This is a genomic window from Lelliottia jeotgali (assembly GCF_016771845.1).
In the GTDB taxonomy this organism is placed as follows: Bacteria; Pseudomonadota; Gammaproteobacteria; order Enterobacterales; family Enterobacteriaceae; genus Enterobacter; species Enterobacter jeotgali.
The window spans coordinates 313,156-340,155 of sequence record NZ_JAENMQ010000001.1 but is presented as its reverse complement, the minus strand read 5'-3'; the positions used below and the strand labels follow the sequence as shown (position 1 = coordinate 340,155).

Annotated in this window: 25 protein-coding genes; 10 read left to right on the top strand and 15 right to left on the bottom strand. The window is 55.0% G+C overall.

The features are described 5' to 3' along the window. From fdnG to fdnI, 3 genes are read left to right on the top strand one after another with little or no spacing between them, the layout of a single operon-like run. Positions 1-3,048, top strand: coding sequence for a formate dehydrogenase-N subunit alpha (gene fdnG / locus JBO43_RS01595; RefSeq protein WP_103972657.1), 3,048 nt, complete (start codon positions 1-3; stop codon positions 3,046-3,048). A gap of 11 nt (positions 3,049-3,059) precedes the next feature. Next, entirely contained in the window at positions 3,060-3,944 is an 885-nt protein-coding gene (gene fdxH, locus JBO43_RS01590) for a formate dehydrogenase subunit beta (protein ID WP_103946243.1), read from the top strand. Next, positions 3,937-4,593: a formate dehydrogenase-N subunit gamma gene (gene fdnI, locus JBO43_RS01585; RefSeq protein ID WP_095282062.1), complete on the top strand. Its 657-nt coding sequence runs from the start codon at positions 3,937-3,939 to the stop codon at positions 4,591-4,593. Before fdxH ends, fdnI begins: the two co-directional genes overlap by 8 nt. A gap of 86 nt (positions 4,594-4,679) precedes the next feature. Here fdnI and ppk2 read toward each other — a convergent pair whose 3' ends face one another. Further along, positions 4,680-5,498, bottom strand: a complete 819-nt coding sequence (gene ppk2 / locus JBO43_RS01580; protein ID WP_095282061.1) for a polyphosphate kinase 2 — start codon at positions 5,496-5,498, stop codon at positions 4,680-4,682. Between the two features lie 142 nt (positions 5,499-5,640). Between ppk2 and JBO43_RS01575 the strand changes: the two genes are divergently transcribed. Then, positions 5,641-6,282, top strand: coding sequence for a Qnr family pentapeptide repeat protein (locus tag JBO43_RS01575; protein ID WP_202673567.1), 642 nt, complete (start codon positions 5,641-5,643; stop codon positions 6,280-6,282). Positions 6,283-6,402: 120 nt separating this feature from the next. Beyond that, positions 6,403-7,578, top strand: a complete 1,176-nt coding sequence (gene araJ, locus JBO43_RS01570) for an MFS transporter AraJ (RefSeq protein WP_202673566.1) — start codon at positions 6,403-6,405, stop codon at positions 7,576-7,578. 6 nt (positions 7,579-7,584) lie between these two features. On the opposite strand, the gene JBO43_RS01565 is transcribed toward araJ, so the two are convergent. The 7 genes from JBO43_RS01565 to JBO43_RS01535 all read right to left on the bottom strand — a co-directional run bounded on the left by JBO43_RS01565 (position 7,585) and on the right by JBO43_RS01535 (position 16,045). Beyond that, entirely contained in the window at positions 7,585-8,676 is a 1,092-nt protein-coding gene (locus tag JBO43_RS01565; RefSeq protein WP_202673565.1) for an alkylhydroperoxidase domain protein, read from the bottom strand. A 9-nt stretch (positions 8,677-8,685) separates the two neighbouring features. Continuing rightward, positions 8,686-9,675, bottom strand: a complete 990-nt coding sequence (locus JBO43_RS01560; protein WP_202673564.1) for a putative FMN-dependent luciferase-like monooxygenase — start codon at positions 9,673-9,675, stop codon at positions 8,686-8,688. Next, positions 9,672-11,279, bottom strand: coding sequence for a dipeptide ABC transporter ATP-binding protein (locus JBO43_RS01555; RefSeq protein ID WP_202673563.1), 1,608 nt, complete (start codon positions 11,277-11,279; stop codon positions 9,672-9,674). The genes JBO43_RS01560 and JBO43_RS01555 overlap by 4 nt, the downstream gene beginning before the upstream one ends. Further along, positions 11,276-12,127, bottom strand: a complete 852-nt coding sequence (locus JBO43_RS01550; protein ID WP_202673562.1) for an ABC transporter permease — start codon at positions 12,125-12,127, stop codon at positions 11,276-11,278. The genes JBO43_RS01555 and JBO43_RS01550 overlap by 4 nt, the downstream gene beginning before the upstream one ends. Then, complete coding sequence (locus JBO43_RS01545) at positions 12,124-13,068, bottom strand: ABC transporter permease (RefSeq protein WP_095282054.1); 945 nt, start codon at positions 13,066-13,068, stop codon at positions 12,124-12,126. The genes JBO43_RS01550 and JBO43_RS01545 overlap by 4 nt, the downstream gene beginning before the upstream one ends. Before the next feature lie 10 nt (positions 13,069-13,078). Further along, positions 13,079-14,698: a TIGR04028 family ABC transporter substrate-binding protein gene (locus JBO43_RS01540; RefSeq protein ID WP_202673561.1), complete on the bottom strand. Its 1,620-nt coding sequence runs from the start codon at positions 14,696-14,698 to the stop codon at positions 13,079-13,081. A 144-nt stretch (positions 14,699-14,842) separates the two neighbouring features. Beyond that, positions 14,843-16,045, bottom strand: a complete 1,203-nt coding sequence (locus JBO43_RS01535; protein ID WP_103946251.1) for an NAD(P)/FAD-dependent oxidoreductase — start codon at positions 16,043-16,045, stop codon at positions 14,843-14,845. 210 nt (positions 16,046-16,255) lie between these two features. On the opposite strand from JBO43_RS01535, the gene JBO43_RS01530 reads away from it, so the two are divergent. Further along, entirely contained in the window at positions 16,256-16,765 is a 510-nt protein-coding gene (locus tag JBO43_RS01530) for an RrF2 family transcriptional regulator (RefSeq protein WP_103946252.1), read from the top strand. Positions 16,766-16,770: 5 nt separating this feature from the next. On the opposite strand, the gene adhP is transcribed toward JBO43_RS01530, so the two are convergent. Further along, positions 16,771-17,781, bottom strand: a complete 1,011-nt coding sequence (adhP, locus tag JBO43_RS01525) for an alcohol dehydrogenase AdhP (protein ID WP_202673560.1) — start codon at positions 17,779-17,781, stop codon at positions 16,771-16,773. Positions 17,782-18,052: 271 nt separating this feature from the next. Here adhP and JBO43_RS01520 point away from each other — a divergent pair, with 271 nt between their 5' ends. After that, the gene (locus JBO43_RS01520; RefSeq protein WP_095282049.1) at positions 18,053-18,652 is read left to right on the top strand and encodes an inorganic diphosphatase; all 600 of its coding nucleotides are present in this window, start codon (positions 18,053-18,055) and stop codon (positions 18,650-18,652) included. A 36-nt stretch (positions 18,653-18,688) separates the two neighbouring features. On the opposite strand, the gene JBO43_RS01515 is transcribed toward JBO43_RS01520, so the two are convergent. Further along, a complete protein-coding gene (locus JBO43_RS01515; protein WP_202673559.1) occupies positions 18,689-20,398 on the bottom strand; it encodes an ABC-F family ATP-binding cassette domain-containing protein in 1,710 nt (569 codons plus the stop codon). A gap of 331 nt (positions 20,399-20,729) precedes the next feature. Between JBO43_RS01515 and JBO43_RS22875 the strand changes: the two genes are divergently transcribed. Further along, positions 20,730-21,560, top strand: a complete 831-nt coding sequence (locus tag JBO43_RS22875; RefSeq protein ID WP_237729903.1) for an HNH endonuclease — start codon at positions 20,730-20,732, stop codon at positions 21,558-21,560. A gap of 29 nt (positions 21,561-21,589) precedes the next feature. On the opposite strand, the gene JBO43_RS01505 is transcribed toward JBO43_RS22875, so the two are convergent. The 5 genes from JBO43_RS01505 to JBO43_RS01485 all read right to left on the bottom strand — a co-directional run bounded on the left by JBO43_RS01505 (position 21,590) and on the right by JBO43_RS01485 (position 25,476). Continuing rightward, the gene (locus JBO43_RS01505) at positions 21,590-23,287 is read right to left on the bottom strand and encodes an NAD-dependent malic enzyme (RefSeq protein WP_095282047.1); all 1,698 of its coding nucleotides are present in this window, start codon (positions 23,285-23,287) and stop codon (positions 21,590-21,592) included. A gap of 175 nt (positions 23,288-23,462) precedes the next feature. Beyond that, positions 23,463-23,600: a stationary-phase-induced ribosome-associated protein gene (gene sra, locus JBO43_RS01500; RefSeq protein WP_095282046.1), complete on the bottom strand. Its 138-nt coding sequence runs from the start codon at positions 23,598-23,600 to the stop codon at positions 23,463-23,465. Positions 23,601-23,696: 96 nt separating this feature from the next. Beyond that, positions 23,697-23,912 carry a biofilm-dependent modulation protein gene (gene bdm / locus JBO43_RS01495; RefSeq protein WP_095282045.1) on the bottom strand — a complete coding sequence of 72 codons (216 nt, stop codon included), beginning with the start codon at positions 23,910-23,912 and terminating at the stop codon, positions 23,697-23,699. Positions 23,913-24,051: 139 nt separating this feature from the next. Beyond that, on the bottom strand, positions 24,052-24,573 hold the full coding sequence (locus tag JBO43_RS01490; RefSeq protein ID WP_174348407.1) for a VOC family protein: 522 nt from the start codon (positions 24,571-24,573) through the stop codon (positions 24,052-24,054). A gap of 51 nt (positions 24,574-24,624) precedes the next feature. Further along, complete coding sequence (locus tag JBO43_RS01485; RefSeq protein ID WP_095282043.1) at positions 24,625-25,476, bottom strand: Vmh family MBL fold metallo-hydrolase; 852 nt, start codon at positions 25,474-25,476, stop codon at positions 24,625-24,627. 114 nt (positions 25,477-25,590) lie between these two features. Between JBO43_RS01485 and JBO43_RS01480 the strand changes: the two genes are divergently transcribed. Together JBO43_RS01480 and JBO43_RS01475 are read left to right on the top strand one after the other, a co-directional pair. Beyond that, positions 25,591-26,472, top strand: coding sequence for a LysR family transcriptional regulator (locus JBO43_RS01480; RefSeq protein WP_202673558.1), 882 nt, complete (start codon positions 25,591-25,593; stop codon positions 26,470-26,472). An 87-nt stretch (positions 26,473-26,559) separates the two neighbouring features. Continuing rightward, the gene (locus JBO43_RS01475; RefSeq protein WP_095282041.1) at positions 26,560-26,988 is read left to right on the top strand and encodes an OsmC family protein; all 429 of its coding nucleotides are present in this window, start codon (positions 26,560-26,562) and stop codon (positions 26,986-26,988) included. The last annotated feature ends 12 nt before the right edge of the window (positions 26,989-27,000 follow it).

Below are 27,000 nucleotides of genomic sequence, written 5' to 3'. Positions count from 1 at the left end.
ATGGACGTCAGCCGCAGAAAGTTTTTTAAAATCTGCGCGGGCGGTATGGCCGGAACAACAGCTGCTGCGTTGGGATTTATGCCCAAAATGGCGCTGGCTCAGTCGCGTAACTATAAACTGCTGCGCGCCAAAGAGATCCGCAACACCTGCACATACTGCTCCGTGGGATGCGGGCTATTAATGTATAGCCTGGGTGATGGCGCTAAGAACGCCAAAGAAGCGATTTATCATATTGAAGGGGATCCGGATCATCCGGTGAGCCGTGGGGCACTTTGCCCGAAAGGCGCAGGTCTGCTGGATTATGTCCACAGCGACAACCGCCTGCGTTACCCGGAATACCGTGCGCCAGGTTCTGATAAATGGCAGCGTATTTCCTGGGATGATGCGTTCAATCGCATCGCCAAATTAATGAAAGCTGACCGTGACGCCAACTTTGTCGAAAAGAACGAGCAGGGCGTTACCGTGAACCGCTGGCTTTCCACCGGGATGCTCTGCGCATCTGCGGCAAGTAATGAAACCGGTATGCTGACGCAAAAATTCGTGCGCTCACTCGGCATGCTGGCGGTAGACAACCAGGCGCGCGTCTGACACGGACCAACGGTAGCAAGTCTTGCTCCAACATTTGGTCGCGGTGCGATGACCAACCACTGGGTTGATATCAAAAACGCCAACGTAGTCGTCGTGATGGGCGGTAACGCCGCTGAAGCGCATCCGGTGGGATTCCGCTGGGCGATGGAAGCGAAAAATAATAATGATGCGACGCTGATCGTCGTCGATCCGCGCTTTACGCGTACAGCATCGGTGGCCGATATCTACGCGCCGATTCGTTCCGGTACGGACATTACGTTCCTGTCTGGCGTGCTGCTGTATCTGATTGAAAACAATAAAATCAACGACGAATACGTTAAACACTACACCAACGCTAATCTGCTGGTGCGGGACGATTTTGCCTTTGATGACGGACTTTTCAGCGGCTATGACGCAGAAAAACGTCAGTACGATAAATCCTCCTGGAACTACCAGTTTGATGAAAATGGCTTTGCGAAACGCGATGAAACCCTGACCGATCCGCGCTGCGTGTGGAACTTGCTCAAACAGCACGTTTCTCGCTATACGCCGGAGGTGGTGGAAAACATCTGCGGAACGCCAAAAGCTGACTTCCTGAAAGTGTGTGAAGTGCTGGCCTCGACCAGCGCAGCCGATCGTACGACGACGTTCCTGTATGCGTTGGGCTGGACGCAGCACACCGTCGGTGCGCAGAACATCCGTACTATGGCGATGATCCAGCTGCTGCTCGGCAATATGGGGATGGCAGGCGGCGGCGTGAACGCCCTGCGCGGACACTCCAACATTCAGGGTTTGACCGATCTGGGGCTGCTCTCCACCAGCCTGACCGGCTATCTGTCGCTGCCTTCTGAAAAGCAGGCGGATCTGCAAACGTATCTTGCGGCCAATACGCCAAAAGCGCTGCTTCCAGATCAGGTGAACTACTGGAGCAACTATCCGAAGTTCTTCGTTAGCCTGATGAAATCTTTCTACGGCGATGCCGCGCAGAAAGAGAACGACTGGGGCTTTGAGTGGTTGCCAAAATGGGACCAGGCCTACGACGTCATCAAGTATTTCAACATGATGGATAAGGGCAACGTCACGGGCTACATCTGCCAGGGCTTTAACCCGGTGGCTTCTTTCCCGGACAAAAACAAAGTCGTGCGCAGTCTGAGCAAGCTGAAGTACATGGTGGTTATCGATCCGCTGGTGACCGAAACCTCTAACTTCTGGCAGAACCACGGCGAGATGAACGATGTCGATACTGCGTCAATTCAAACCGAGGTCTTCCGCCTGCCGTCGACCTGTTTTGCAGAAGAAGATGGCTCGATTGCTAACTCTGGCCGCTGGTTGCAGTGGCACTGGAAAGGCCAGGACGCTCCGGGCGAAGCGCGTAACGACGGCGAAATTCTGGCCGGTATTTACCATCGTCTGCGCGAAATGTATCGCTCCGAAGGCGGAAAGGGTGCAGAACCGCTGCTGAAAATGGGCTGGAGCTACAAACAGCCGGATCATCCGGAATCGGAAGAGGTAGCCAAAGAGAACAACGGCGTTGCGCTGGCGGATCTCTACGATCCGAATGGCAATTTGCTGGCGAAAAAAGGCCAGTTGTTGAACAGCTTTGCGCTGCTGCGTGATGACGGAACGACGGCGTCCTCCTGCTGGATTTACGCCGGGAGCTGGACTGAGCAGGGCAACCAGATGGCCAACCGCGATAACGCCGATCCGTCAGGATTAGGTAACACGCTGGGCTGGGCATGGGCGTGGCCGCTCAACCGACGCGTGCTCTACAACCGCGCGTCGGCGGATATCAACGGCAAGCCGTGGGACCCGAAACGCAGTCTGATCGAGTGGAACGGCACGAAGTGGGCGGGGAACGATATCCCGGACTTCAACACCGCGCCGCCGGGCAGTAAAACCGGGCCGTTCATCATGCAGCCAGAAGGTCTGGGCCGCCTGTTTGCCCTCGACAAACTGGCAGAAGGTCCGTTCCCGGAACACTACGAACCAATGGAAACGCCGCTGGGCACCAACCCGCTGCACCCGAACGTGGTCTCTAGCCCGGTGGTTCGCCTGTATGAAGACGATGCGCTGCGTTTAGGCAAGAAAGATAAGTTCCCGTACGTCGGGACCACCTATCGTCTGACCGAGCATTTCCACACCTGGACCAAACATGCGCGGCTCAACGCCATCGCGCAGCCGGAACAGTTTGTCGAAATCAGCGAAAACCTGGCGAAGTCGAAGGGCATTGCTAACGGCGACCGGGTGAAAGTGAGCAGTAAGCGCGGCTTTATTCGTGCGGTGGCGGTGGTAACGCGTCGTCTTCAGACGCTCAACGTCAACGGCCAGCAGGTAGAAACCGTCGGTATTCCGTTGCACTGGGGCTTTGAAGGGGTGGCGCAAAAAGGCTATCTCGCCAACACCCTGACGCCAAACGTCGGCGATTCCAACTCGCAAACGCCGGAATATAAAGCGTTTCTGGTCAACATCGAGAAAGCGTAAGGAGCGATTCAATGGCAATGGAAACACAAGACATTATCAAACGCTCCGCGACCAACGCCATGACTCCCGCACCTCGTGTGCGGGACTATAAGGCCGAAGTCGCCAAGCTGATTGATGTCTCTTCCTGCGTGGGCTGCAAAGCCTGCCAGGTGGCCTGTTCGGAGTGGAATGATATCCGCGACGAGGTTGGGCACTGCGTCGGGGTTTACGATAACCCGGCAGATCTTAGCGCTAAATCCTGGACGGTGATGCGCTTTAGCGAAACCGAGCAGAACGGCAAACTGGAGTGGTTGATCCGCAAAGACGGCTGCATGCATTGCGAAGATCCTGGCTGTCTGAAAGCGTGTCCCTCTGCGGGCGCGATTATTCAGTACGCCAACGGTATCGTCGATTTTCAGCAGGATAACTGTATCGGCTGCGGGTACTGCATCGCCGGGTGTCCGTTTAACGTTCCGCGTCTGAACAAAGACGATAACCGGGTATATAAATGCACGCTGTGCGTGGACCGCGTCAGCGTCGGGCAAGAACCTGCCTGCGTGAAAACCTGTCCGACCGGAGCGATTCATTTCGGTACCAAGAAAGAGATGCTTGAAGTGGCGCAGGAACGCGTCGATAAGCTCAAAGCGCGCGGGTACGACAACGCGGGGATTTATAACCCACAGGGCGTTGGCGGCACGCACGTGATGTACGTTTTGCATCACAACAATCAGCCTGAGCTTTATCACAATCTGCCAAAAGATCCGGCCATTGATACCTCTATCAATCTGTGGAAAGGGGCGCTGAAACCGTTGTCGGCCGCCGGATTTATCGCCACCTTTGCCGGACTGATTTATCACTACATCGGTATCGGGCCGAACAAAGAGGTGGATGACGACGAGGAGGAGCATCATGAGTAAATCGAAGATGATTGTGCGCACGAAATTCGTCGACCGCGCCTGTCACTGGACGGTGGTCATTTGCTTCTTTCTGGTGGCGGTATCGGGGATTTCGTTCTTCTTCCCGACGCTGCAATGGCTGACTGAAACCTTCGGCACACCGCAGATGGGACGCATTCTGCATCCGTTCTTCGGCGTGCTAATTTTCGTGGTGCTGATGTTTATGTTCGTGCGCTTTGTGCATCACAACATCCCGGATAAGCAAGATATTCCGTGGGTGAAAGGGATTGTCGAAGTGCTGAAAGGCAACGAGCATAAAGTCGCCAAAGTTGGCAAGTACAATGCCGGACAGAAAATGATGTTCTGGACCATCATGAGCATGATTTTCGTGCTGCTGGTGACCGGGGTGATTATCTGGCGCCCGTACTTTGCCCACTATTTCCCGATACAGGTGATTCGTTACAGTTTGCTTATCCATGCGACCACGGCAATCATTCTGATCCACGCGATCCTTATCCATATGTATATGGCGTTCTGGGTGAAAGGGTCGATCAAAGGAATGATTGAAGGGAAAGTCAGCCGCCGCTGGGCACAAAAGCATCATCCGCGCTGGTATCGTGACGTCGAAAGACTGGAAGCGAAAAAAGAGAGCACGGAAGGGATCAAGTAAACCTCTGCGCCGTCGGCTTTGCCCGCCGGCGCTACGGGTTCGACCTTTCTGAAGGCCGGGTAAGGCGAAGCCGCCACCCGGCGCTTTTAAAACCGTTCTGCAATATATCTGAACGGATAATCCGTCGGTTTGATTTTACCCACTCTCCGCTTCGGCAGTTTAACCGGTTCGACGGGCAGCGATTTGTAAGGGATCTGCGACAGCAGGTGAGAAATAACATTCAGCCTGACGCGTTTTTTGTCCTCGGAACGTGCAACAAACCACGGCGCCCAGGCGGTATCGGTGGCGGCAAACATCGCATCGCGTGCTTTGGTGTATTCATCCCACAGCTTGAAGGATTTGATATCCATCGGCGATAACTTCCAGGTTTTACGTCCATCGTCAATGCGGTCACGCAGGCGGCGTTCCTGCTCTTTGGGCGTCACTTCGAGCCAGTATTTGATCAGGATAATCCCCGCATCGACCATCGCTCGTTCCATCGTCGGGGTGCCATCGAGAAACTTTTGCACCTGTTCCGGCGTACAAAAGCCCATCACGCGCTCCACGCCCGCACGGTTGTACCAGCTGCGGTCAAAAATAACGATCTCCCCCGCTGAGGGTAAATGCGGCACGTAGCGCTGGAAATAGAGCTGACTTTTTTCTTTCTCAGTCGGCGCGGGCAGCGCAACAACCCGGAACACACGCGGGCTGACACGTTCGGTGATGGCTTTAATGGTGCCGCCTTTGCCTGCGCCGTCCCGACCTTCAAAGACAATGCAAACCTTAAGGCCTTTGGTGACCACCCATTGCTGTAATTTCACCAGTTCAACGTGGAGGCGACGCAGTTCCTTTTCGTACTCCTTCGTCTTCAGCGGTTTGCTAATAACTTTTTCCGCCACGGTTTTTACTTTCTTGATATTTCCCATAACAATCCTCTTCTGCTGAAGGGAGGGGTAACTCTTTGAAGTGTAATCGTGCTCGCAAAACCTCGCGGGAAATATTTACACGCAGGTGAGGGATCGGGTTACAATGTGGTCATAACTGTATAAATAAACAGGTGGTCGTAAAATGCTGACGTTGAAGGGTGAAAGAATTGGCCGTAACCAGTTCACGGGGGAAAAAATTGAAAACGGGACTTTTCAAAACTGTGATTTTTCCGGTGTCGATCTCACCGGCACGGAGTTTATCGGCTGTCAGTTTTACGATCGCGAAAGCCAGCAGGGCGGTAATTTTTCCAGAGCAATACTCAAAGATGCCGTTTTCAAAAGCTGCGATTTAACGATGGCAGATTTCAGAAACGCCAGCGCGCTGGGGATCGAAATTCGCGAGTGTCGGGCGCAGGGCGCTGACTTTCGTGGCACCAGCTTTATGAATATGATCACCTCACGCACCTGGTTTTGCAGCGCATACATCACCAAGAGCAACCTCAGCTACGCCAACTTTTCAAAAGTAGTGCTTGAGAAGTGCGAACTGTGGGAGAACCGCTGGAACGGTGCGCACATTCTCGGCGCAACGTTCAGTGGTTCCGATCTATCTGGCGGCGAATTTTCATCGTTCGACTGGCGAGCGGCCAATGTCACGCATTGCGATCTGACCAATTCTGAACTGGGCGATCTGGACGTGCGCGGCGTAGATTTGCAGGGCGTTAAGCTCGACAGTTATCAGGTGGCGCAGATTATGGAACGACTGGGCGTAGCCATAATTGGGTAAACCTATTCACAACCCTACCCGAAATAATGGATTAACCTGTCAGAGCGCTAATTCGAACTGGCTCACCATACCAGTTTGTTCAATAATGGCTGTTGCAAATTTTTAACAAATGGCTGTGGTATGAAAAAAACCGTTTTTTCACTGGCGCTGGGTACCTTTGGCTTAGGGATGGCCGAGTTTGGCATCATGGGCGTGTTGACCGAGCTGGCGCATGATACCGGCATTTCGATCCCTTCCGCCGGGAGTATGATTTCGTACTACGCTTTTGGCGTGGTCATTGGCGCACCGATCATTGCGCTGTTTTCAAATAAGTTCTCGCTGAAAACGGTTTTGCTGTTCCTGGTGGCCCTGTGTGTGGCCGGAAACGCGCTATTTACCTTCTCAACCTCGTATTTCTGGCTGGCCATTGGGCGGCTGGTGTCAGGCTTCCCACACGGGGCATTTTTCGGCGTCGGGGCGATCATTCTTTCTAAAATCGCGCCGCCGGGCAAAGTCACGCTCGCCGTGTCGGGGATGATTGCCGGGATGACGGTCGCTAATCTGGTTGGCGTCCCACTGGGCACCTGGCTCGGCCACGAGTACAACTGGCGCTATACCTTTTTCCTGATTGCGGCATTTGATGCGCTGGTGATCCTCTCGGTCATTCTGTGGGTGCCGAATCTTTACGATAAAACGGAAACCCGGCTCACGGAACAGTTTCACTTTTTGAAAAAGCCGGAACCCTGGCTGATCTTCGCCGCCACCATGTTCGGCAATGCCGGTGTGTTTGCGTGGTTCAGCTTTGTGAAGCCGTTTATGGTTAACGTTTCCGGGTTTTCGGCAGGGTTTATGACCGTCATCATGATGCTGATGGGCCTCGGTATGGTGCTGGGGAATTTGCTCAGTGGCAAATTATCGGGTCGCTACAGCCCGCTGCGTATTGCCGCGACCACCGATCTGGTGATTGTGCTGTCGCTGCTGATGCTGTTTACCTTTGGTGAAAACCCGTCGGCATCGCTGGTGATGGGCTTTATCTGCTGTGCGGGCTTGTTTGCGCTGTCTGCGCCGCTGCAAATCATGCTGCTGCAAAACGCGCAGGGCGGTGAACTGCTGGGTGCGGCAGGCGGGCAGGTGGCGTTTAACCTCGGGAGTGCTATCGGGGCGTATTTCGGCGGGATGATGATCACGCTCGGTTACAGCTGGAGCTACGTGACGCTACCGGCGGCGCTCCTCTCGTTCGCCGCGATGTCGTCGCTGCTGCTGTATGGCCGTCAAAAAGCCAAACGTGCTCAGGCTAGCGCCAGCGCGCTAGCCTGACGTCTGTCAAGGAAGGTACGGTTCGCCAAGGGTCAGCATGAGCCGGTTGGCCCAGGCGAAAAACGCCGCGGACTGTATCAGATCGAGCTGTTCTAGCGTGTCCAGCTCTTGCTTCTCCAGTTCCGCCAGATGCGCTGGCGTGATAGCCGGCGGCGTCACGGACAGCGCTGCAGCAAAATCAATTTCCGCCTGCCAGCGAGCTGATTGCCCCTCGCTTAACGATTGACCCGGACGCACCGCCAGCAGTGCTTCAACCGCGTTGTCATCCTTCGACAACTGGCTGGCTTTACGCGCATGGACAGATGCGCAGTAAATGCAGCCGTTTACTTTGCTGGTCACGGTTGCCGCCAGTTCACGCTCTGCTCTGGGCAGGCCGCCAGCCGTATAAAAAATCCCTTTATCGGTCAGCGTGCGCTGCTCCAGCACCGGCAAATTGCGCGCAAGCAGACGGAAATAATCAGACTCCGTATGGCCAAATTTGGCGAGAGTCGCCTGTTCATCAGCGTTAAATTCCGCCAGTGGTTTGGACGCCAGCCACGGCTCCCAGCCCAGCTCCTGCTGAGTAAACTGCACTGGCGCAGGTTTACCGCTTTTCGTCGTGGGCGTGGTGTGCCAAATTCCCGCCGCAACAGGCGTGTCGCTTGCGGCAACGGTTTTGTCATTGAGCAAACTGAGTCCGACGATGAGACGGCTCTGGAAACTGACGAACGCGATCAACTGTGCCAGCGTCACGATCGCCTCTTTGCTCCAACCCGCCTGAGTCAGTGCGTTCAGCGCGCCAGGTGTGGCTTCGACGGGCGAGAAGGTGAGCAGACGGGCAAAAGTCAGCGCAGGCGTGAGCCGTGCTGATGTCGGGTCAGCCAGACCAAAACCGGCGTAGTGAGCGGCCAGCGCATCGGCGTTGTGCCATTTTGCAACTTTCGCGGCGACGGCCACACGTTCATCCAGCCCAAACGCGGCGTCCTGCTGGCTGAAGAGGGTTTCATAGCTGCCCTGTGCATGACGCGTCGCGGCGTCGCGGGTCGCGCGGGCAGTAGCCAACGGTGAACCCGGCGCGATCCCGGCTAATTCGGCAACAATATCCTGACTTAAAGACATAGGGACTCCTTAAAGAATATGAGGGGCGATATGTTCTGCAATAAGCTCAATCGAACGTAAGGTGTCCCGATGGGACGGCTCAACGGAGTGGACCTGGAATGAAATATCCGTTGCTCGTCTGAGGACCGAATCCTGGGAAAGCGACGCCAGCACCGTTTGTGGCGTGCCGATATGGGCGTCGAACTGACGAATATAATCCGTGACACTGTCACCTAAAACGGCATGACCCGCTGCAACATGTGCCTGCGCTTGTCGGGTTAAACCCGGCGTAGCGACTTTCAGGGCGTACTCATCACTGTCGGCCACAAATGCTGTGCGAGAGGCCAAAATCCGCGGTGCAACGCCCGAGGGCAACGCATTGAGATAAGCGTCGACAATCGGGTTCTGAATCTGGTCTAGAGTGAGATCGAGCCGATCAGCCGGACGAGGCTGGGTACGGGACAACATCAGCCCGTGTCCGGCCTGCGCCGCACGCACTGCGCCCTCAACGGAAAACGTCGCGATCCATACGCGCTCCGCCAGCTGTGGCGCAGGCGGGTAAAGATGATTATCTGGATGGGTGAGCGAATCCCCGCGCCAGGCGCTCTGAATCAGATGCAAATGATCCGCAAATGCCGCGCCGCGCTGTTCAAAGGTCAGACCAAAAGGCAGAAACGAGGTCGGCGTGCCGCCGGAACCAAAACCGACATCGAGACGCCCGTCGGCCAGCAAATCCAGCACCGCCGCATCTTCTGCCACGCGCAGCGGGTTCTCCATTGGCAGGGTGATAATTGCGGTACCCAGTCGAATTTTTTCCGTCTGCGCCGCAACGTGGGCGAGGAATACCAGCGGTGATGGCAGGCCGCCTTCTCGTTCATGGAAATGGTGCTGGGCAATCCAGGCCGTATCAAACCCAGAACGCTCGGCATGGCGGATCTGTTCTGTCGCCAGGCGATAGCGCTCTTTGGGCAGGGCATCATCCAGCAGGCGGGTAAAGAATCCCAGGCGTTTACGCGTCATGCGTATTCCTCCGTAACGGGTGAAAAATGGGGAATGGCGTCGATCAGCTCACGGGTGTAGCGGTTTTGCGGTGAGGAGAAAAGCGTTTCAACCGTGCCATGTTCAACCACCTGGCCGCTCTTAAGCACCGTCACGCTGTGCGCGATGCGACGAACGGTTGCCAGGTCGTGGGTAATAAACAGATAGGTCAGCCCCAGCTGCTGCTGAAGCTGTTGCAACAGGGCAAGAATCTGAGCCTGGACTGTGACGTCCAGCGCAGAAGTCGCTTCATCGAGCACCAGAATCGTCGGTTCCAGAATGAGGGCGCGGGCGATGGCTACGCGCTGGCGCTGACCGCCGGAGAGTTCGCGCGCCGTGCGATTCAACAGTTCCAGCGGCAGGGCGACCCGCGTGGTGACGGCCTCGACGCGGGTTTTGCGTTCCGCTTTGGCAGCCTTGCCGAAGTTTTTTAACGGTTCTTCGATGATTTCAAACAGCGTCTGTCGTGGGTCGAGCGAAGCAAACGGGTTCTGATACACGAACTGAATTTTTTGCCGCAGCTGGCGGCGGGCCTCCACGCTAAGCTGCGTCGCATCGATATCATCAATGGTGACGCGCCCGCTGTCTGCCTGCTCGAACCCCAGCAAAATGCGTGCAAGCGTGGTTTTCCCCGATCCCGATTCGCCAACCAGTGCATGAGTGCTGCCGCGTTGCACGTCAAAACTGACGTTATCCAGCGCCTGCAAAGCGTGACCTTTGCTGAGCGAAAATTGTTTGCTGATGTTTTGCGCTCGAATGGCGGCGGATGCCAGCCGATGGCCTGATACCGGCGCGATGGTTAACCGCGAACCTTGCAAATCGCTCAGCAACTGACGGGTATAGGCGTGCTGCGGGGTGCGCACCACGTCGGCGGTTGCGCCGTGCTCTTGTACTTCGCCGTGACGAAACACCAGTAAGCGATCGGCACGTTGCGCGGCGAGAGCCAGATCGTGCGTCACAAACAGTACCGCTGTGCCCGACTCGCGGCGCAGAATATCCAACAGATCGAGAATCCGTTTTTGCACCGTCACGTCCAGCGCGCTGGTCGGTTCATCGGCGATGATGAGATCCGGGCGCAGGGCGATGGCAATCGCGATCAGCACCCGCTGCTTCATTCCGCCGGAAAGCTGGTGCGGATACTGTTTCATGCGCTGTTCAGGGTGGCTCAGTCCGACTTTGGTCAGCAGGGCCAGCACCAGGCTTTCCTGCTCAGCAGAGGTGATTTTCTGGTGAATATGCAGGATTTCGCCCACCTGTGCGCCGATGGTTTTAACCGGATTCAGTGAGTTGCCGGGGTCCTGTGGCACAAGGCTGATACGCGCTCCGCGCAGGCTGTTGAGCCGTTTCGCCGACCACTGATCGATCTCTTCATCGTTGAGAACAATTTTGCCGCTATCGCTACGGGCATTTTCCGCCAGCAGGCCAATAATCGCCTGCGCGGTGGTGGTTTTCCCGGAACCGGATTCGCCGACAAAAGCCAGCATTTCGCCGCGTTTCAGGGTGAAGCTGACGTTATGCACGACTTCGCGCCACTGGCGGCCAATGCGATAGCTTAAGGTCAGATTTTCAACGGACAAAACGGTCATGAGCGGCCTCCGTTTAACTGCTGGCTGATACGGTTGGTGGCAAGTACCACGGCGATCACCACGATGCCGGGGAAGGTAGTCAACCACCAGGCCGTCGAGAGATAGTTACGTCCTTCGGCGATTAGCAGACCCCATTCCGGAATCGGCGGCGGGGTGCCGTAACCGAGGAAACTGAGCGTTGAGAGGGCAAGAATGGCCTGACCAAACTGGAGCGTTGCGAAGGCGAGAACAGCAGTCAGAGAATTCGGCAAAATGTGTCGCCACAGCACCGCCCAAAAGGTGCCGCCGCTGCCGTAGGCCGCTTCGACGTAATCCGCGTGACGAATGCGCACCACTTCCCCGCGCGCCAGGCGGGCAAAGCTGGCAATCGATGCCACACCGACCGCGATCGCGGCATTCACGGTGCCGAAGCCGAGCAAAATGATTACCGTCAGGGAAAGTAACAGCGACGGAATCGACAGCAGGACATCGACCAGGCGCATTAGCACCGACTCCACGCGTCCGGCAAAAGCGCCCGCAATCACGCCGATTGCCGTCCCCACGAACAATCCCATCGCGACGGCTGCCAGCGCAGCACTCAGGGAATGCGATGCGCCATATACAATGCGTGCGTAAACGTCGCGACCCAACTGATCGGTTCCCAGCCAGTGTCCCGCTTGCGGAGCGAGCCGCTGTGCGCCTGCGATCCCATCAATCGGGCTGTACTGCGTGAGCAGGCCGGGGGCTAACGCGGCCAGGGCAGCAACAGCAATCACACCCCACGCCAGCCATAAACCGGGCTGTATATTGAGATATTGCAGAGCCGGAACGCGCTTTCGCGCAGCGGCGGCATAATCCACCAGACTCATGATGCACCTCCGGTGACGGGTTGCAGACGTGGATCAAACAGCGGCATCAACAGATCCACCAGCAGGTTAATCAGTACAAAACCGAGCGCCGAGATCATCACCACCGCCTGTAACACGGCGATGTCCTGATTGTTCACCGCCTGCTGCGTGAGCTGTCCCAGACCGCTGCGGCCAAAGACGGTTTCGGTAATCAGCGCCCCGGCGATCAGTTCACCGAGCAAAATGCCGGCGATATTCAGCACCGGCAGCAGGGCGTTACCCGTGACGTGACGCCACAAAACGCCGGTTTCACTCAGCCCTTTGGCACGTGCGACGGCGACAAACGGCTGGGCGGAGACCTGATCGAGACTGCGCATCAGGATTTGCGCCAGCGGCGCGGAGATCGGAATGGCGACGGTAACGATCGGCAGGATCAGCCCTTGCAGCGGCGACGGGTTAATCACTGGGATCAGCCGTAGCTGGAAGGAAAAAAGTTGAATCAGCGCGATGCCGAGCCAGAAGGTTGGCAGCGAAATGAACAGAACAGGTACCGACTGAAGAGCGTTGCTTATCCAGCGTAGCCCCGGTAAGCGCGCGGCAAACGCAAGCGCGAAGGCCAGCACCACCGCCAGGGCGAACGCGGGCAGGGCGAGGCTCAGGGTGTCGGGCAAATTGCTGGCGACAAGCTCGCTCACCGGTACGCCCGCCTGTAATGAAAAACCAAAATCGCCGCGCAGCATGGCAAACAGAGTATGGAAATACTGTTGCCAGAGCGGGCTGTCCGCACCGTAGGCGACACGCATCTCTTCGATTTGCGCCGGGCTTAGTCCCAAATCCGGGTTCTGAAATTTAATCAGCACCGCGTCGCCCGGCAGCACCTGAAGCAGCACGAAGGAGAGGGTAAATGCAGCCCACAGGACCAGCAGCCCCATCCCGGCCCGTCGCAGCAGATAATGGCTCATCATCGCCCCCTTAGTGTTTTTCGATCCACGCGCCGTAGAACGACGGACGACCTACCGCTTCGAAAGCGACACCCTTCAACCACGGCGCACCGGCGAAGACCTGCGGCTCTTCAAAAATGGGGATCACGTAAGCGTTATCCAGCAAATAGCGCTGGGCATCGCCCGTTAACTGAAGGCGTTTTTGCGGATCAACTTCAGCGGAGATGTTCACCAGTAGTTCGTTGAGTTTGTCGTCGCGGAAGTTTTTCACTTTGTCGCTGGAGCCGCCTTTTTGCAGCAGCGCATCGCGGTTAGCCGGGTAGAACATACTTTTCACCACGTCCGGATCGGCGCGTCCCACTTCTGACACGGTGAGCGGCGTTTTCAACGGATCGAGATTATCCAGCGTGCGGCTGCCCGCATCGCCGGCTTTGACGCTCAGTGCCACGCCGACCTGTCGCCACTGCTGGGCGACAAGTTGCAGCACCTCTTTGTTTTGCGGCTGCGGCAGCGATTCATAAACGGTCAGCGCCAGTCGTTGTCCGTCTTTAGCTCGAATACCGTCGCCACCGGCTTTCCAGCCTGCATCGTCCAGCAGGGCGTTAGCTTTCGCTGCGTCGAAGGTCAGCTTGTCGCTAAGGTCAACAAACCCGGCGGCGGAGCCGGCAATCACCGATTTGGCCTGCGGATAGTTGGGCGAGAAGAGAGTTTCTACCACCTGTTTTGCATTGGTGGCGTGGAGCAGCGCCTGACGCACGCGGATATCTGACACCAGCGGGTTATCCGGGCGGAAGCTGATGCTGTCATTCACGCCGCGCGTTGGGGCGGCATAAATTTTATAGCCCTGATCGGTGGCCTGTTTCTCATCGTAGGCCTGAACCTGACGGATAAAGTCAGCCTGACCTGCCAGCAGCGCACCGACGCGCACGCTATCTTCCGGCGTAACGATGAATTTGATGCCGTCGAGATTCGCCGGGCCTTGCTGCGAGAGATTTTTCGGTCCCCACTGGTACGCTTTGCGCGCTTCGAGCGTCACTTCACGACCGAGTTTTTCGTCTGTTACGACAAACGGACCTGAGCCAATGATATGGCGTGCGTCGCCCAGTTCTTCGAAGTTACGCTTCAGGGTGCTTAATGAAACCAGTCCGGAACCGATGGTAGCCGTCCCTTGCAGGAAGCCCGGTGACGGTTTTTTGAAGTAAAACTTCACGGTGTGTGCATCGACCACTTCGCTATGATCGTAATTGTTGATCACTTCCGAGACCGGCAGGCGCTGCGCTTTGTTGCCTAACCCGTAGGTATCGAAGTTTTTAGCCACTGCACTGGCATCCAGCGGCGTGCCGTCAGAGAAGGTCACACCAGGACGAATTTTAAAGGTGTATTCGGTTTTGTCGGCGTTGGTGGACCAGCTTTCAGCGATCCACGGCTCAACTTCCAGCGTTTTCGGGTTCTGCCAGGTGAGCTTGTCGGTGACCTGATTCAGAATGCCGCCGTTTGGATAAAACCCACCCGCCGGGGGATAAAGATTGGTGTGCGCCTGTTGTTCCAGATAGACAAGCGTCCCGCCTTTAACCGGCGTATCAGCGGCGTGCGCGGCGGTCCCCGCGATGATCAGCGCCGTCAGCAGCGGCAGGCGAAAAGGGGTTTGCATGGTGAATTCCTTTGTAATCTTTGTTTTAGCGTCGGATTCATCATCGTGCGCGGCTGAAAACAAGGGAACAAAGGAATTGAGATAAGGATTGCCGGAAATCGGGAATATAGAAAAACCGCTCCCGGTCAGGAGCGGCGGGGGTTACTAAACAAACTTCGCCAGCGGATCGGCGGCGGCAAAGGCCACTGCGCGGTCGGCGGCTGGTGGGTAGATCAGCTCATTGGTGATCGCAATTTTGAGTTTTTTCGCCTCTTCACGCACCAGTTTCACTTCTTGTTCCCATCCCTCGGTGTACACCGCGCCCCAGGCACCCAAATCCAGACAGGTGACATAATTCACCTGACGATACGGGTATGGCTCGACGTTCAGCAGGCTGGCGGCGGCGTTGTGTCCGGCAAATTTGCCGAGCTGGATCGCATGCTGACAGGTCATCAGCGCAGTGTTGCCGACATCATCCGTTTTCGCATGGGCTGTGTCGCCAGTCGCGAAGACGTCCGGGTGCGCGGGGATCTGCAGCAGCTCGTTGACATGCAGGCGTGCCTGAGCATCACGTTCGCCATTAATTTGCGTGGTCAATGGATGGGCTTCAACACCCGCGGTCCAGACCACGGTGGATGATTCAATGCGATCGCCATTTTTCAGGGTCACACCGGCCGCGTCGACAGACTCGATTTCACTGTTTAAGCGCCATTCCACGCCGAGTTCGTGGCTTGCATCCGCAATCACATCGCGCAGGGCTTCGCTGTAACGACCACCGATTGTTGCGCCACGCTCAACTACGATAACTTTAGTCTGCGTATCCTCACCAAAACGAGCGCGCAGACGGGCGGGTAATTCGGTCGCCAGTTCGATGCCGGTAAAGCCGCCGCCGCAAACCACCACCGTGTTACGGGCAGGAGTGGACGGCTGATGAACCAGCGCATCGAGGTGTTTTTCGAACACTTGTGCGGATTCGAGTTGGTCGATGTCAAACGCAAATTCAGACAGACCGGCTACCGGAGGGCGCTTAGTCTGACTGCCTGTGGCGAGAACCAGACGATCGTAAGTAGCGAGGGTGGTGTTGCCGTGGCTGTCGCGATACCAGACTGCTTTCTCTTTAGTATCAATGCGTTCAGCGCTGCCCTGAATATACTCAATGCCCAATTCGGCAAAGAGATCCGTCAGCGGAGCCACCAGGCCTGCCACTTTTTCTTCATAGAAACGCGGGCGAACGCGCAGCTCGGGTTGCGGAGCCAGTACGCTAATACGCAGATCGCTGCTCTCGTTCAGTTCCGCCAGACGCGCCGCGCTCACCGCTGCCCACATACCGGAAAAACCACTGCCCACAATTAAAATATGCTTCTTCATCTTCGATCCTTTTGCTCATCAGGCTTTGTGTCTGACCTGACTGCAACTATACTTGTCGGAGTTAACTGCGACAACTTTTTTCTGAGTTAGAATAATAAAAAATGAAAAGCTCCGTAAAAATAGCAGGTTAGGTAACAGGTAATTTACAGGCTGTTTTTTCGCTCGCGAACACAGCTATAATAACCACGAATAATGAGAGCGGAGTTAATCATGGCCTTTTACAGTTCCGGTGTGGAATACGCCATTCATAGTCTGATGTGCATGGTGGATGCCAAAGGCAACGAACGGGATTTAAGCGTCAGGGAGATGGCGGACCTGCAGGGTGTGCCTTACGACTATCTGGGCAAAATCTTTACTCGTCTGTCGCGTGCGGGACTGGTGAACAGTTCAGAAGGTAAGGGCGGTGGCTTTAAGCTCGCGCGTCCGGCGGAACTCATCACGGTGCTCGATGTGGCTCATGCCATCGATGGCGAAAAGAATATGTTTGAGTGCCGGGAAGTGCGTCAGCGGCTGGCGGTATTTGACGAAACACCACCTGCATGGGTGTGCGACGGGCCGTGCGGCGTGCGTTCGGTAATGGACAGCGCCCAGCAGCGGATGGAAGAAGAACTGGCGCGCCACACCATTCTCGATCTGGCGCGCAAAATGTATCGAAAAGCACCTGATACATTCCTGATTGAAGTTCAGGACTGGATTACGGATCGCCGTAGCCCGTCCTGAATCCGTTAAGAACGGAAATCAATCACCATACGGCCACGGATTTGGCCTTGTTCCATCTCTTTGAAAATCGCGTTGATGTCGCCCAGTGGACGCATTGTCACTTTTGGCACCACTTTACCTTCGGCGGCAAACTGGAAGGCTTCGATCAGATCCTGACGGGTTCCGACCAGCGAACCGACCACCTGAATACCATCCAGCACCAGACGCGGAATATCCAGGCTCATGGCTTCTGGTGGCAGACCGACAGCCACCACGCGGCCACCGGCGCGCACTGCGTCGACCGCAGAGTTAAACGCCGCTTTCGCGACAGCCGTCACCACGGCGGAGTGTGCGCCGCCGGTTTTTTCCTGAATCACTTTCGCCGCATCTTCGTTGCGGGAGTTGATGGTCAGATCGGCTCCCATTTCAGCAGCCAGTTTCAATTGTTCGTCGTTAACATCCACGGCGATCACTTTGGCATTGAAAACGTTTTTCGCGTATTGCAGCGCCAGGTTGCCGAGCCCACCCAGACCGTAAATCGCAATCCACTGACCCGGTTTAATATGGGAAATTTTCACCGCTTTATAGGTGGTCACACCCGCGCAGGTGATGCTGCTGGCCGCTGCGGGTTCCAGTCCGTCCGGTACTTTGACCGCGTAATCGGCGGTGACGATGCACTCTTCAGCCATCCCGCCATCAACGGAATAACCGGCATTTTTTACGTCACGACATAACGTTTCGTTGCCGGAGTTACAGTATTCACAGTGGCCGCAGCCCTGGAAGAACCACGCGACGCTTGCGCGATCGCCCACTTTCAGCGAGGTAACACCTGGGCCGATTTGTTTGACAATGCCAATCCCTTCATGGCCGAGGATCACCCCGGTTTTATCGCCAAAATCGCCATTTTTTACGTGAAGGTCAGTGTGGCAAACGCCGCAGCATTCCATCTTCAGCAACGCTTCGCCGTGTTGCAGCGCGCGCAGGGTTTTATCAGTGACGTCAACGTGATGATCTTGAGTTACGACAGCAGCCTTCATATGTTTCTCCATGTTCATTTTCAGTATCTGCATAGCGTGCAAGAAAAATGAGAATCGTTCTTACTCCCTAAGGATTGATGCTTTGCCGGTTTTATACAAGGGCGGGGCAACATAATGTAATAATTTCGTTGTCTTTCAGGTGATTAAAGCATCAATAAACCATTCAACCCCTGAATAAATGGGGGGAGGGAAACTGCCAAAAAAACGTCATGGTTCTGTCATCTGGAAAACGTAACGTGTTGTCTTCCCAATAACCGAAGAGTTAAAAGACATGCAGCTGTTCAAAACATTACTTGCCGTTAGCGTTCTCCTTTCCGCCTCTGCGCAGGCGCAAAATATCCTGGAATTCCCACAGCCGGAAAACAATCCGGAAGAGTTTTATGCGGTCACCGAAATCCCGGCGGGCGGCATTATCAAATACGAAACCGACGCTAAAACCGGGTTTATCATCGCTGATCGTTTTCAGTCGATGCCGGTGGCTTACCCGGCTAACTACGGCTCGCTGACGCAATCCCTCGCGGGCGATGGCGACCCGCTGGACGTGATTTTCTACACCCGAGCACCGATGGCTCCGGGGACGCTTATCAAACTGCGCGCCATAGGCGTGCTGAAAATGGTGGATGGCGGGGAGAAGGACGACAAAATTGTGGCCGTTCCGGCGAGCAAGATCGACCCGACGTATGACGACATTAAAGAGCTAAGCGATCTGCCGAAAATTGAGGTGCAGCGCCTGGAGTCGTTCTTCCGCGTCTACAAAGAACTGCCAGAAGGGCGCAAAAAGGTGGAGCTGAGCGGGTTTAACGATGCCGCCACCGCGAAGCAAGAAATTAAACAGGCGTGGGACGCCTGGAAAGAGAAAAAACCGCAATAATAGCTGGCCCGGCGGGGACACCGCCGGGCTCAGGTTTTACAGTTGTGCTTCTATGCGCTCTATCTCCTGACGCCACTGCACCTGTAGTTGCGGTTTTTGATGCTTCGGTTTACGCGCCAAATCCTCTGCCAACAGCGTTTCCAGTGCCACCAGTTTTTCGAGAAGGTCGTCAAACTCCGTCGGCGCTGATGTAGTCGAGATGGCTGGCATCGCAGGTGTCGTTAATCCTCCGCTTTCCCGCAGACGCTCAAACACGGCATCGGCGTCGTGCCATTCGCTGAGCTTGCCGTCCTCAATCAGCCAGAACCGATTACAGCTCTGACGGATAAGCTGCCTGTCGTGACTCACCAGCAGAACGCCGCCTTCGAACTGTTGCAGCGTTTCGGCCAACGCCTCTTTGCCTTCCATATCCAGATGGTTGGTCGGTTCATCAAGCATCAGCAGGCTATAGCGTGCCAGCGTTAGCCCGATAAACAGAAGGCGCGAACGCTCGCCGCCGCTCAGAGTGCTGACTTTCTGCCCGTGACGCACCCAAGGGAATCCGGCGCTGATAAGCGACATTTTGCGCACCTGCGGGTCCGGCACAAACGGTTCGAGCGCATCCAGCAGCGAGGCGTCGTCCGGTAGCTGGTGCAACGTCTGGTCGTAATAACCCAGCGTCAGACGGGGATGGATTTTAAGTTCATCCGTCGACTGTTCCGCGACAAACTGCTGCCAGATAAGCTTCATCAGCGAGGATTTCCCGCAGCCGTTGCGCCCGACAATCGCCACGCGATCGCCGCTTTTGAGCCGTGCGATATCCACGTCAAACAGCGCCGGGAGACCCGGTGCTGGCGGGACGTAAAGGGAGGCCATTTCCAGCAAACGGTCGGCCCGCAGTGCGTCGCCGCGCAGAGTGAGTGTCCACGGGCTGCCCGCCGTGAGGTCGGTCTGATTCTCCTTCAGGCGCTCGACCTGTTTTTCCATCTGTTTGGCTTTGCGGGCGAGATCTTCGTTGTCGTAGACCTTGCCCCAGGTCGCCAGCCGTTTGGCGCTCGCCGCCACACGGTCGATCTCCTTTTGTTCAGCTTTGTACCGCTGGGCATCGCTTTCATCTTTTGCCGCCAGCGCCTGACGCGCAGCTGAGCAAGGAAGGGCGAAGCTGTGCAGGGTTTTGTCGCGCAAAATCCAGCTGCCGTTGGTGACGGCATCCAGTAGCTGTCGGTCGTGCGACACCAACACAAAACTCCCGGACCAGTTCTGTAAAAACTGCTCCAGCCACAGCATGGTCGGCAGATCGAGGTGGTTGCTTGGCTCATCCAGTAACAGCAGATCGGGATCGCTGATTAACGCACGTGCCAGCAGCAGCCGCGTGTGTTGTCCGCCGCTCAACGTTGCCGATTGCAACGTCATATCCTGGGGAGTGAAACCCATTCCGGCGAGCAGTGTTTCGGCCCGCCAGCGCAGGCTGTCGCGTTCAGCGGCGGGCAGTTGTGCCAGTACAGCGTCGAGCATCGACAGGGGATAGAGGGAGTCTGGCAAGTGCTGTTCCACACGCGCCATCAGGCAGTATCCGGCAAGTGCAACCGTGCCGATGGACGGGGTTTCGGTACCGTCGAGGATCTTCAGGAGGGTACTTTTGCCGCAGCCGTTATCGCCCAGCAGACCAATGCGGTCGCCTTTTTTCAGGGTAAAGGAGAGCGAGTCGAAGAGGGTGTTAAACGCCGTTTCAACGCGTAAAGATTGTGCAGTTAGTAATGTGCTCATTGTTGCTTACTCAAGTGTTTCAGGCATGGAAATGCCTCGTCAAACATCGCTGACGATAACTCAGTAAGCCCGAGAGAAGGGATTTGGTAGGTTGGTGTCTTCGCTCAAGCAGAAGTTATCGCAGCACGATACCGATAACGCTTGAGCTGGTGCGATCACCAAATGTATGTGAAACATTAAAAATTTCACTATACAGCATAATTAGCCTCCTTATTTATTCAGTGGGTTGATGGGTACAGGAAGTATAATCAAGCAGCTGGATAATGCACGTTAAGTTTCTGAAATTTGTGTCGATAATATTAAAAATTAACGCGCAAAAGGAGTTTGATCAATGACCTATTACTATGCTTTTCACAGCGGTTCAAATACCGTTGATTTTGATTGCTCACGGGGATATGGCGTCAGCGCGAAAAGCGCGGACAAACTCAGCCAGGTCAATATTGGGGATTTCGTATTTGTTATCCAGAACGTACACCAACGGATTGGGTATCAACTGTGCGGTCTTTACCGTATTGAAGAGATCACCGATGTCGGTTCAAACTATAAATACCCGCATCGGGTGGCGTTAAGCGATGTATCTAAGCTTGCTGAATTCATCCCGCTAAATCGACATGCGTTGAGTCAAGAATTGCCTGAAGCAGGGAAAGAAGGGCGCTGGGATCGGTTTATGAACCACTTTGCCAGACAGGGTCGATCGTTCCAAAAACCGTTGGATGAATCTGTTGTTGCATTGCTCATGGCTCAATTGAAATCAACCCATGAAGCTAGCGAGGATATTCCTACGCCTGAAGAAATTGAATTCAATGACAGAGTGGCGAAAGCTCTGAAACAAACCCAGTCAGAAAGATTAGATAGGTTGAAAAAAGCCCCCGTACATCCGCTTAAAAAGCAGGTCACCGTATGGCGTTACGATCGTAATCCTGATGTTGTGGCGGAGGTTCTTGCCAGAGCGGGAAATAGTTGCGAAAGCTGTCGCAAAACTGCGCCTTTCAAACGCACCAGAGATGGCAGTTATTACCTGGAAGTCCACCACATTATTCCGCTTTCGGAAAAGGGTGAAGACAGTGTCCAAAACGCGATTGCGCTTTGTCCTAACTGCCATCGACAAGAGCATTTTGGCCCTGTTCGTATAGATAAAAACTGGCGGCCTGATAAGCATTAAGCGGGCCTGAGGCCCGCTTAATGATGGCGTTAAATCGATGTCCGGCGATAATTCCGGTATTCCGGCATCCAGAAGTTCTCGTCAATCGCCTGCTGCAGCGCATCAGCGGACGTTTTCACCGCCACGCCCTGCTGCTGGGCCATTTTGCCGACCGCAAAAGCTATTGCACGCGATACGGTGTGGATATCCTTCAGCTCTGGCAGGACCAAACCTTCGCCGTTAGCCACTAACGGGGAGTGTTTTGCCAGAGTTTCGCTGGCGGACATCAGCATTTCATCGGTAATGCGCGATGCACCGGCGGCAATGACGCCAAGACCAATTCCAGGGAAAATATAGGAGTTGTTGCACTGGGCAATAGGGTAGATTTTGTCTTTCCACACCACCGGGTCGAACGGGCTGCCGGTTGCAACCAGCGCATCGCCTTCGGTCCAGGCGATGATGTCCTGCGGCGTGGCTTCTACACGAGAGGTCGGGTTAGAGAGCGGCATCACGATAGGGCGCGGGCAGTGCTTGTGCATTTCGCGGATGATCTCTTCGGTGAACAGCCCGGTTTGCCCGGAGACACCAATCAGAATATCCGGTTTAACGTTACGCACCACGTCCAGCAGGGACAGCACTTCGTTATCCGTATCCCAGTTTTTCAGGTTCTCGCGCTTTTGCACCAGCTTAGTCTGGAACGGTAGCAGATTTGGCATTCCGTCCGTCAGCAGCCCGAAACGATCGACCATAAACACGCGGGATCGGGCCAGATCTTCGCTTAATCCTTCGCGCTGCGTTTGCGCGATGATCTGTTCTGCAATTCCGCAACCGGCAGATCCTGCGCCGAGGAAGACAATTTTCTGGTAGCTCAGCTGGCTGCCTGCCGCGCGACTGGCAGCGATCAGCGTCCCGGCGGTGACCGCTGCAGTGCCCTGAATGTCGTCGTTGAACGAGCAAATCTCATCCCGATAGCGATTAAGCAGCGGCATGGCGTTTTTCTGTGCGAAGTCTTCAAACTGAAGCAGCACGTTTGGCCAGCGGTGTTTAACGGCCTGAATGAAGTCGTCGACGAACTGGTAATACTCTTCGTCCGTCACGCGCGGATGCCGCCAGCCCATATACAGCGGATCGTTCAGCAGCTGTTGGTTGTTGGTGCCGACATCCAGCACCACCGGCAGGGTGTATGCCGGGCTGATCCCGCCGCAGGCGGTATACAGAGAAAGTTTACCGATCGGAATCCCCATCCCGCCGATACCCTGGTCACCGAGGCCCAGAATACGCTCGCCGTCCGTCACCACGATCACTTTGATGTTGTGGTTCGGCACGTTTTGCAGGATGTCATCCATGTTATGGCGGTTCTGATAAGAGATGAATACCCCGCGCGAACGACGATAAATCTCGGAGAAACGCTCACAGGCCGCGCCGACGGTCGGGGTGTAAATCACCGGCATCATCTCTTCGAGGTGATTTTGTACCAGACGGTAGAAAAGGGTTTCGTTGGTGTCCTGGATGTTGCGCAGGTAGATGTGTTTGTCGATTTCGGTTTTGAAGCCCTGGTACTGGATCCAGGCGCGTTCGGCTTGCTCTTCGATGGTTTCGACCACTTCCGGCAGCAGGCCGAGAAGGTTAAAGCTGCTGCGCTCTTCGCTGCTGAAGGCGCTGCCTTTGTTCAGCAGGGGAAATTCCAGCAGGACCGGGCCCGCATAGGGGATGTAAAGAGAACGATGCTGTTTTGCTTTGTTGTCCATGTCACTCACTCGATTTTTTGAATATCCGTCCCTGGCACTGCGTATTGTCATCTTTCTGGCTTGCTGGCAGGGCGACCTCGGGTGGCATTATAAAGGAGCTAAATGTTAATTACCGCAACACACATACAAAAACACCATCGGTTTTGCCGATGGTGTGATGATTCAGTTACGGGATTTACTTGTCTGCGTGGCGTTTTCTGCCGTGCGTATGGGCGACTACGGTTTCATTGCTGCCCTCGATCACCACTTTACGTTGGTTCGATAGCTTGTAGTTCAGTCCCAGAATGTGACGTGCCTGACGGTTCGATTTCATGTTAACTCCTCAATCCTGTTGATAGTTTTAAGGACCAGTTTGCTTGCGCAAACGAAATGTAACCCCTTAGGTTGCAGATCCAGCATAGCAGGGTTTTTACAGAGGGGGATGTTGACCACTCACAACATAGTTAATGGTCTGCTGGTAGATGTCACTGAGGATGTCATTATCTGAGGCTTCCACCCAGCGGGTGAGTTCCATCAAAATGTCATCTTCAGTGACCACGCCATGTTCAGCGCGAAGACCCTGTTCAATGGCATTCACCAGGGCCGGTTGTGCGGAATGCGTATTTGCTGAGTAATGGGTAAACATGCAGCCTCCGTGTCGTTATCTGTGTAATATTCCGGTTCGCAATTCAGTCTTCACATTCAGAATGGCAAATATTATCCGCGCTGTGGTTCAGATTCATCCTGGAAATATAAATATCACATTAACCCTTTTTTTCGTTAAATCAGGGTTTCCAGCGGCGCAGTTCGGTATATTTTTCGTAGGGCATCGGGGACGGCCACGAGATTAATTCCACCACACTTCCCCAGGGGGTTTTGCCGTAGCAAAACGCATTACCTTCGCCGCGTTCGGCGGGAAAAGAGAGGGTTTTTGGCTCGGTAAACATTTCTCCTCCTGCGGCTGTAAAACAGGAGATTGCGCTTTCAAAATCATCAACATAGACAGCGAAATGTTGCAGGCCAAAATCACTGGGGCGGGCGGGGGATTGCTGTTCAGGTCCATGCATTTCAAACAGTTCAATGCCGGGACCATTAGGCATGGCCAGCATCCTGATGGCGCGGATTTTTGTTCCGGGAAATAATCTTAAGGTATTTTCCTGCGCCTCATGATCAATATTTTCACTGTCGGGTTCAACTGAGTGATATATCACGGTTGCCGCAAAAGCTTTTTCAAAAAATAATGTTGCTTCTTCTATGTCCGGAACCGTAATACCAATGTGATCAATTCCTCTGACTGAGGGTTGCATAAGCATCTCCTGCTATAAAAAGAATAAATATAGCAGGAGATAGTTAGCCTGTTACCACTTCATTTCGCCGGTATTAACCTTCGCGCTCAGCTCCAGCGAACTGACTTCTGCCAGCTTCGGCTGCTGCTTTTTCATCGCCTCGATAACGCTTGCCGAGTCTTTATGGGCGGCCAGCGCCTGTTCGAACTGCTGCAGGTAAGTGCGGGTAAAGTTGATGGCTTCAACACCCGCTGGCGGTGTGCCGAGGTAATGACCAGGGATTACGCGCTCTGGCTTATGGGCGGCCATTTCATCGAGGGTGGCTACCCACTGCTGGCGGCTGGCTTTGGTTTGGGTATCTGCCGTCCAGACGTGAATACCTGAAGACACGCCGGTACCGCCGAGAATAGCTTTCGCTGATGGGATCCACACATACGCGGCGTAGCTGTCAGCCTGCTCAATATCAATCTTTTCACCGTCAACCATAAACGTGGTGGAGGCGATAACCTGCGGCACAACCAGCTCTGTTGGCGCGCCGTCTTTCATCTGCGGACCCCAGAAAGCCAGTTTGGCATCTTTGGTGGCTTTGATGTGATCCACGACCGCCTGAGTAGCGACTACTTTGGCGTTCGGGAAGGCTTTTACCAGCGGCTGTAAGCCAAAGTAAAAATCCGGATCGCCGGAGGTAATCACAATTTTGCTGAGCGTTTTACCGCTGTCGCGCACTTTTTTGACAAGCGCTTCCCCATCTTTGACGCTGAACTGCGCGTCGAACAGCACCGCTTCTTTCGGTCCGGAAACCAGCGTCGAGGAGACGGCGAAAATACCTTTTTCCTGCGGGTTGTAGGTATCCAGCGTTAACGGCGCGGCAAAAACCGCGGGAGTGAACAGGGTGCACAGCAGGGCAAGGCGATTGAGCTTCATCATTTTGTCTCGGTTTTATTGGTGAAGACGCTATTGTACCGATCTCTCGATTTGCCAGAATTCCTGAAACAAGACATGCTTAGTTTCATAAATCGAGCAGATGGAGTCATACCAATGGATCGCGTGATCGCCGCCCAGGTCTATAACCGTATTTGTGAGCTGGGAAGTTTGAGCGCCGCCGCCCGCGCGCTGGGTATTTCGCGCCCGATGGTCAGCCGGTATCTGGAGCAGATGGAAAAATGGGCCGGAACGCGTCTAGTGCACCGTTCCACGCGCAAGCTGACGCTAACGCCCGCCGGGGAAAAGGTGTTGCAGAAAACCCGTAATCTCACGCGGCTGTCGCAGGAAATTGAAGATCAGTCACCCAAAGAAACGCCGTCCGGTACGCTGCGCGTGGCCTGCGCCCATTTTACGGCGATGCAAATGGTCGCCCCGATGCTAGCGGATTTTCTGGCACAGTACCCGAAAGTGCGCGTCGAGATGGACGTCAATAACCACCCAGTTAGCCTGGTCGGCGAGCGTATCGACCTGGCAATCCGCATTACTGATAATCCAGAACCCGGCATGATTGCCCGTCGTCTGGGAGAGTGCCGCTCGGTGCTGTGCGCGTCGCCCGATTATCTGGCCGCCAACGGCACGCCTGACACGCTTGAGGATCTGGCGCAGCACAACTGCCTGCATTACAGCTTCTTTGCCGGGCAGTCGTGGAATTTTGTCACCGACGCGGGGGAAGTGGAAAGCGTTGCAGTGAGCGGCAATCTGAGCGCCAGCATATCGTCGCTGCTAATGGATGCGGCCATACATCATTGCGGCATTGCGATGTTGCCAGAATGGGAAGCGCAGCCCGCGCTGGACAGCGGGAAGCTGGTCCCCGTTCTGGGCGATCTCACGCCCAAACCGATCGGCATTTTTGGGATCTATCAGTCCCGCGATTACCAGCCTGCGGCGCAGCGGTTGTTTCTGGATGCGTTGGGCGAGTCATTGATGAGATTATGAACAATCGGCTAAGACTGTTCCGTCTTCCTCTCACAACTGAATCAACGTTCTATACTTAACCCTTTGCAAGCCAAAAGGAGAGCAATAATGACGATTCATAAGCACGGTTCGGCACACTGGTCTGGCGATATTAAGCGTGGAAAAGGGACGGTTTCGACGGAAAGCGGCGTCCTGAATCAGCAACCCTACGGCTTTAATACCCGTTTCGAAGGTGAAAAAGGGACCAACCCGGAAGAGCTGATTGGCGCGGCGCATGCGGCCTGTTTCTCGATGGCGCTGTCTTTGATGCTGGGTGAAGCGGGCTACACTGCGGATTCCATTGATACCACGGCGGATGTGTCGCTGGATAAAACCGACGGCGGCTTTGCTATCACAAAGGTCGCGCTGCAAAGCAAGGTGACAGTGCCGGGCATCGACCCCCAGCAGTTCGACGGCATCATCCAGAAAGCGAAAGCAGGGTGCCCGGTTTCTCAGCTACTGAAAGCCGAAATTACCCTTGATTACACTCTTAACTGAGTCTCTTGCCAG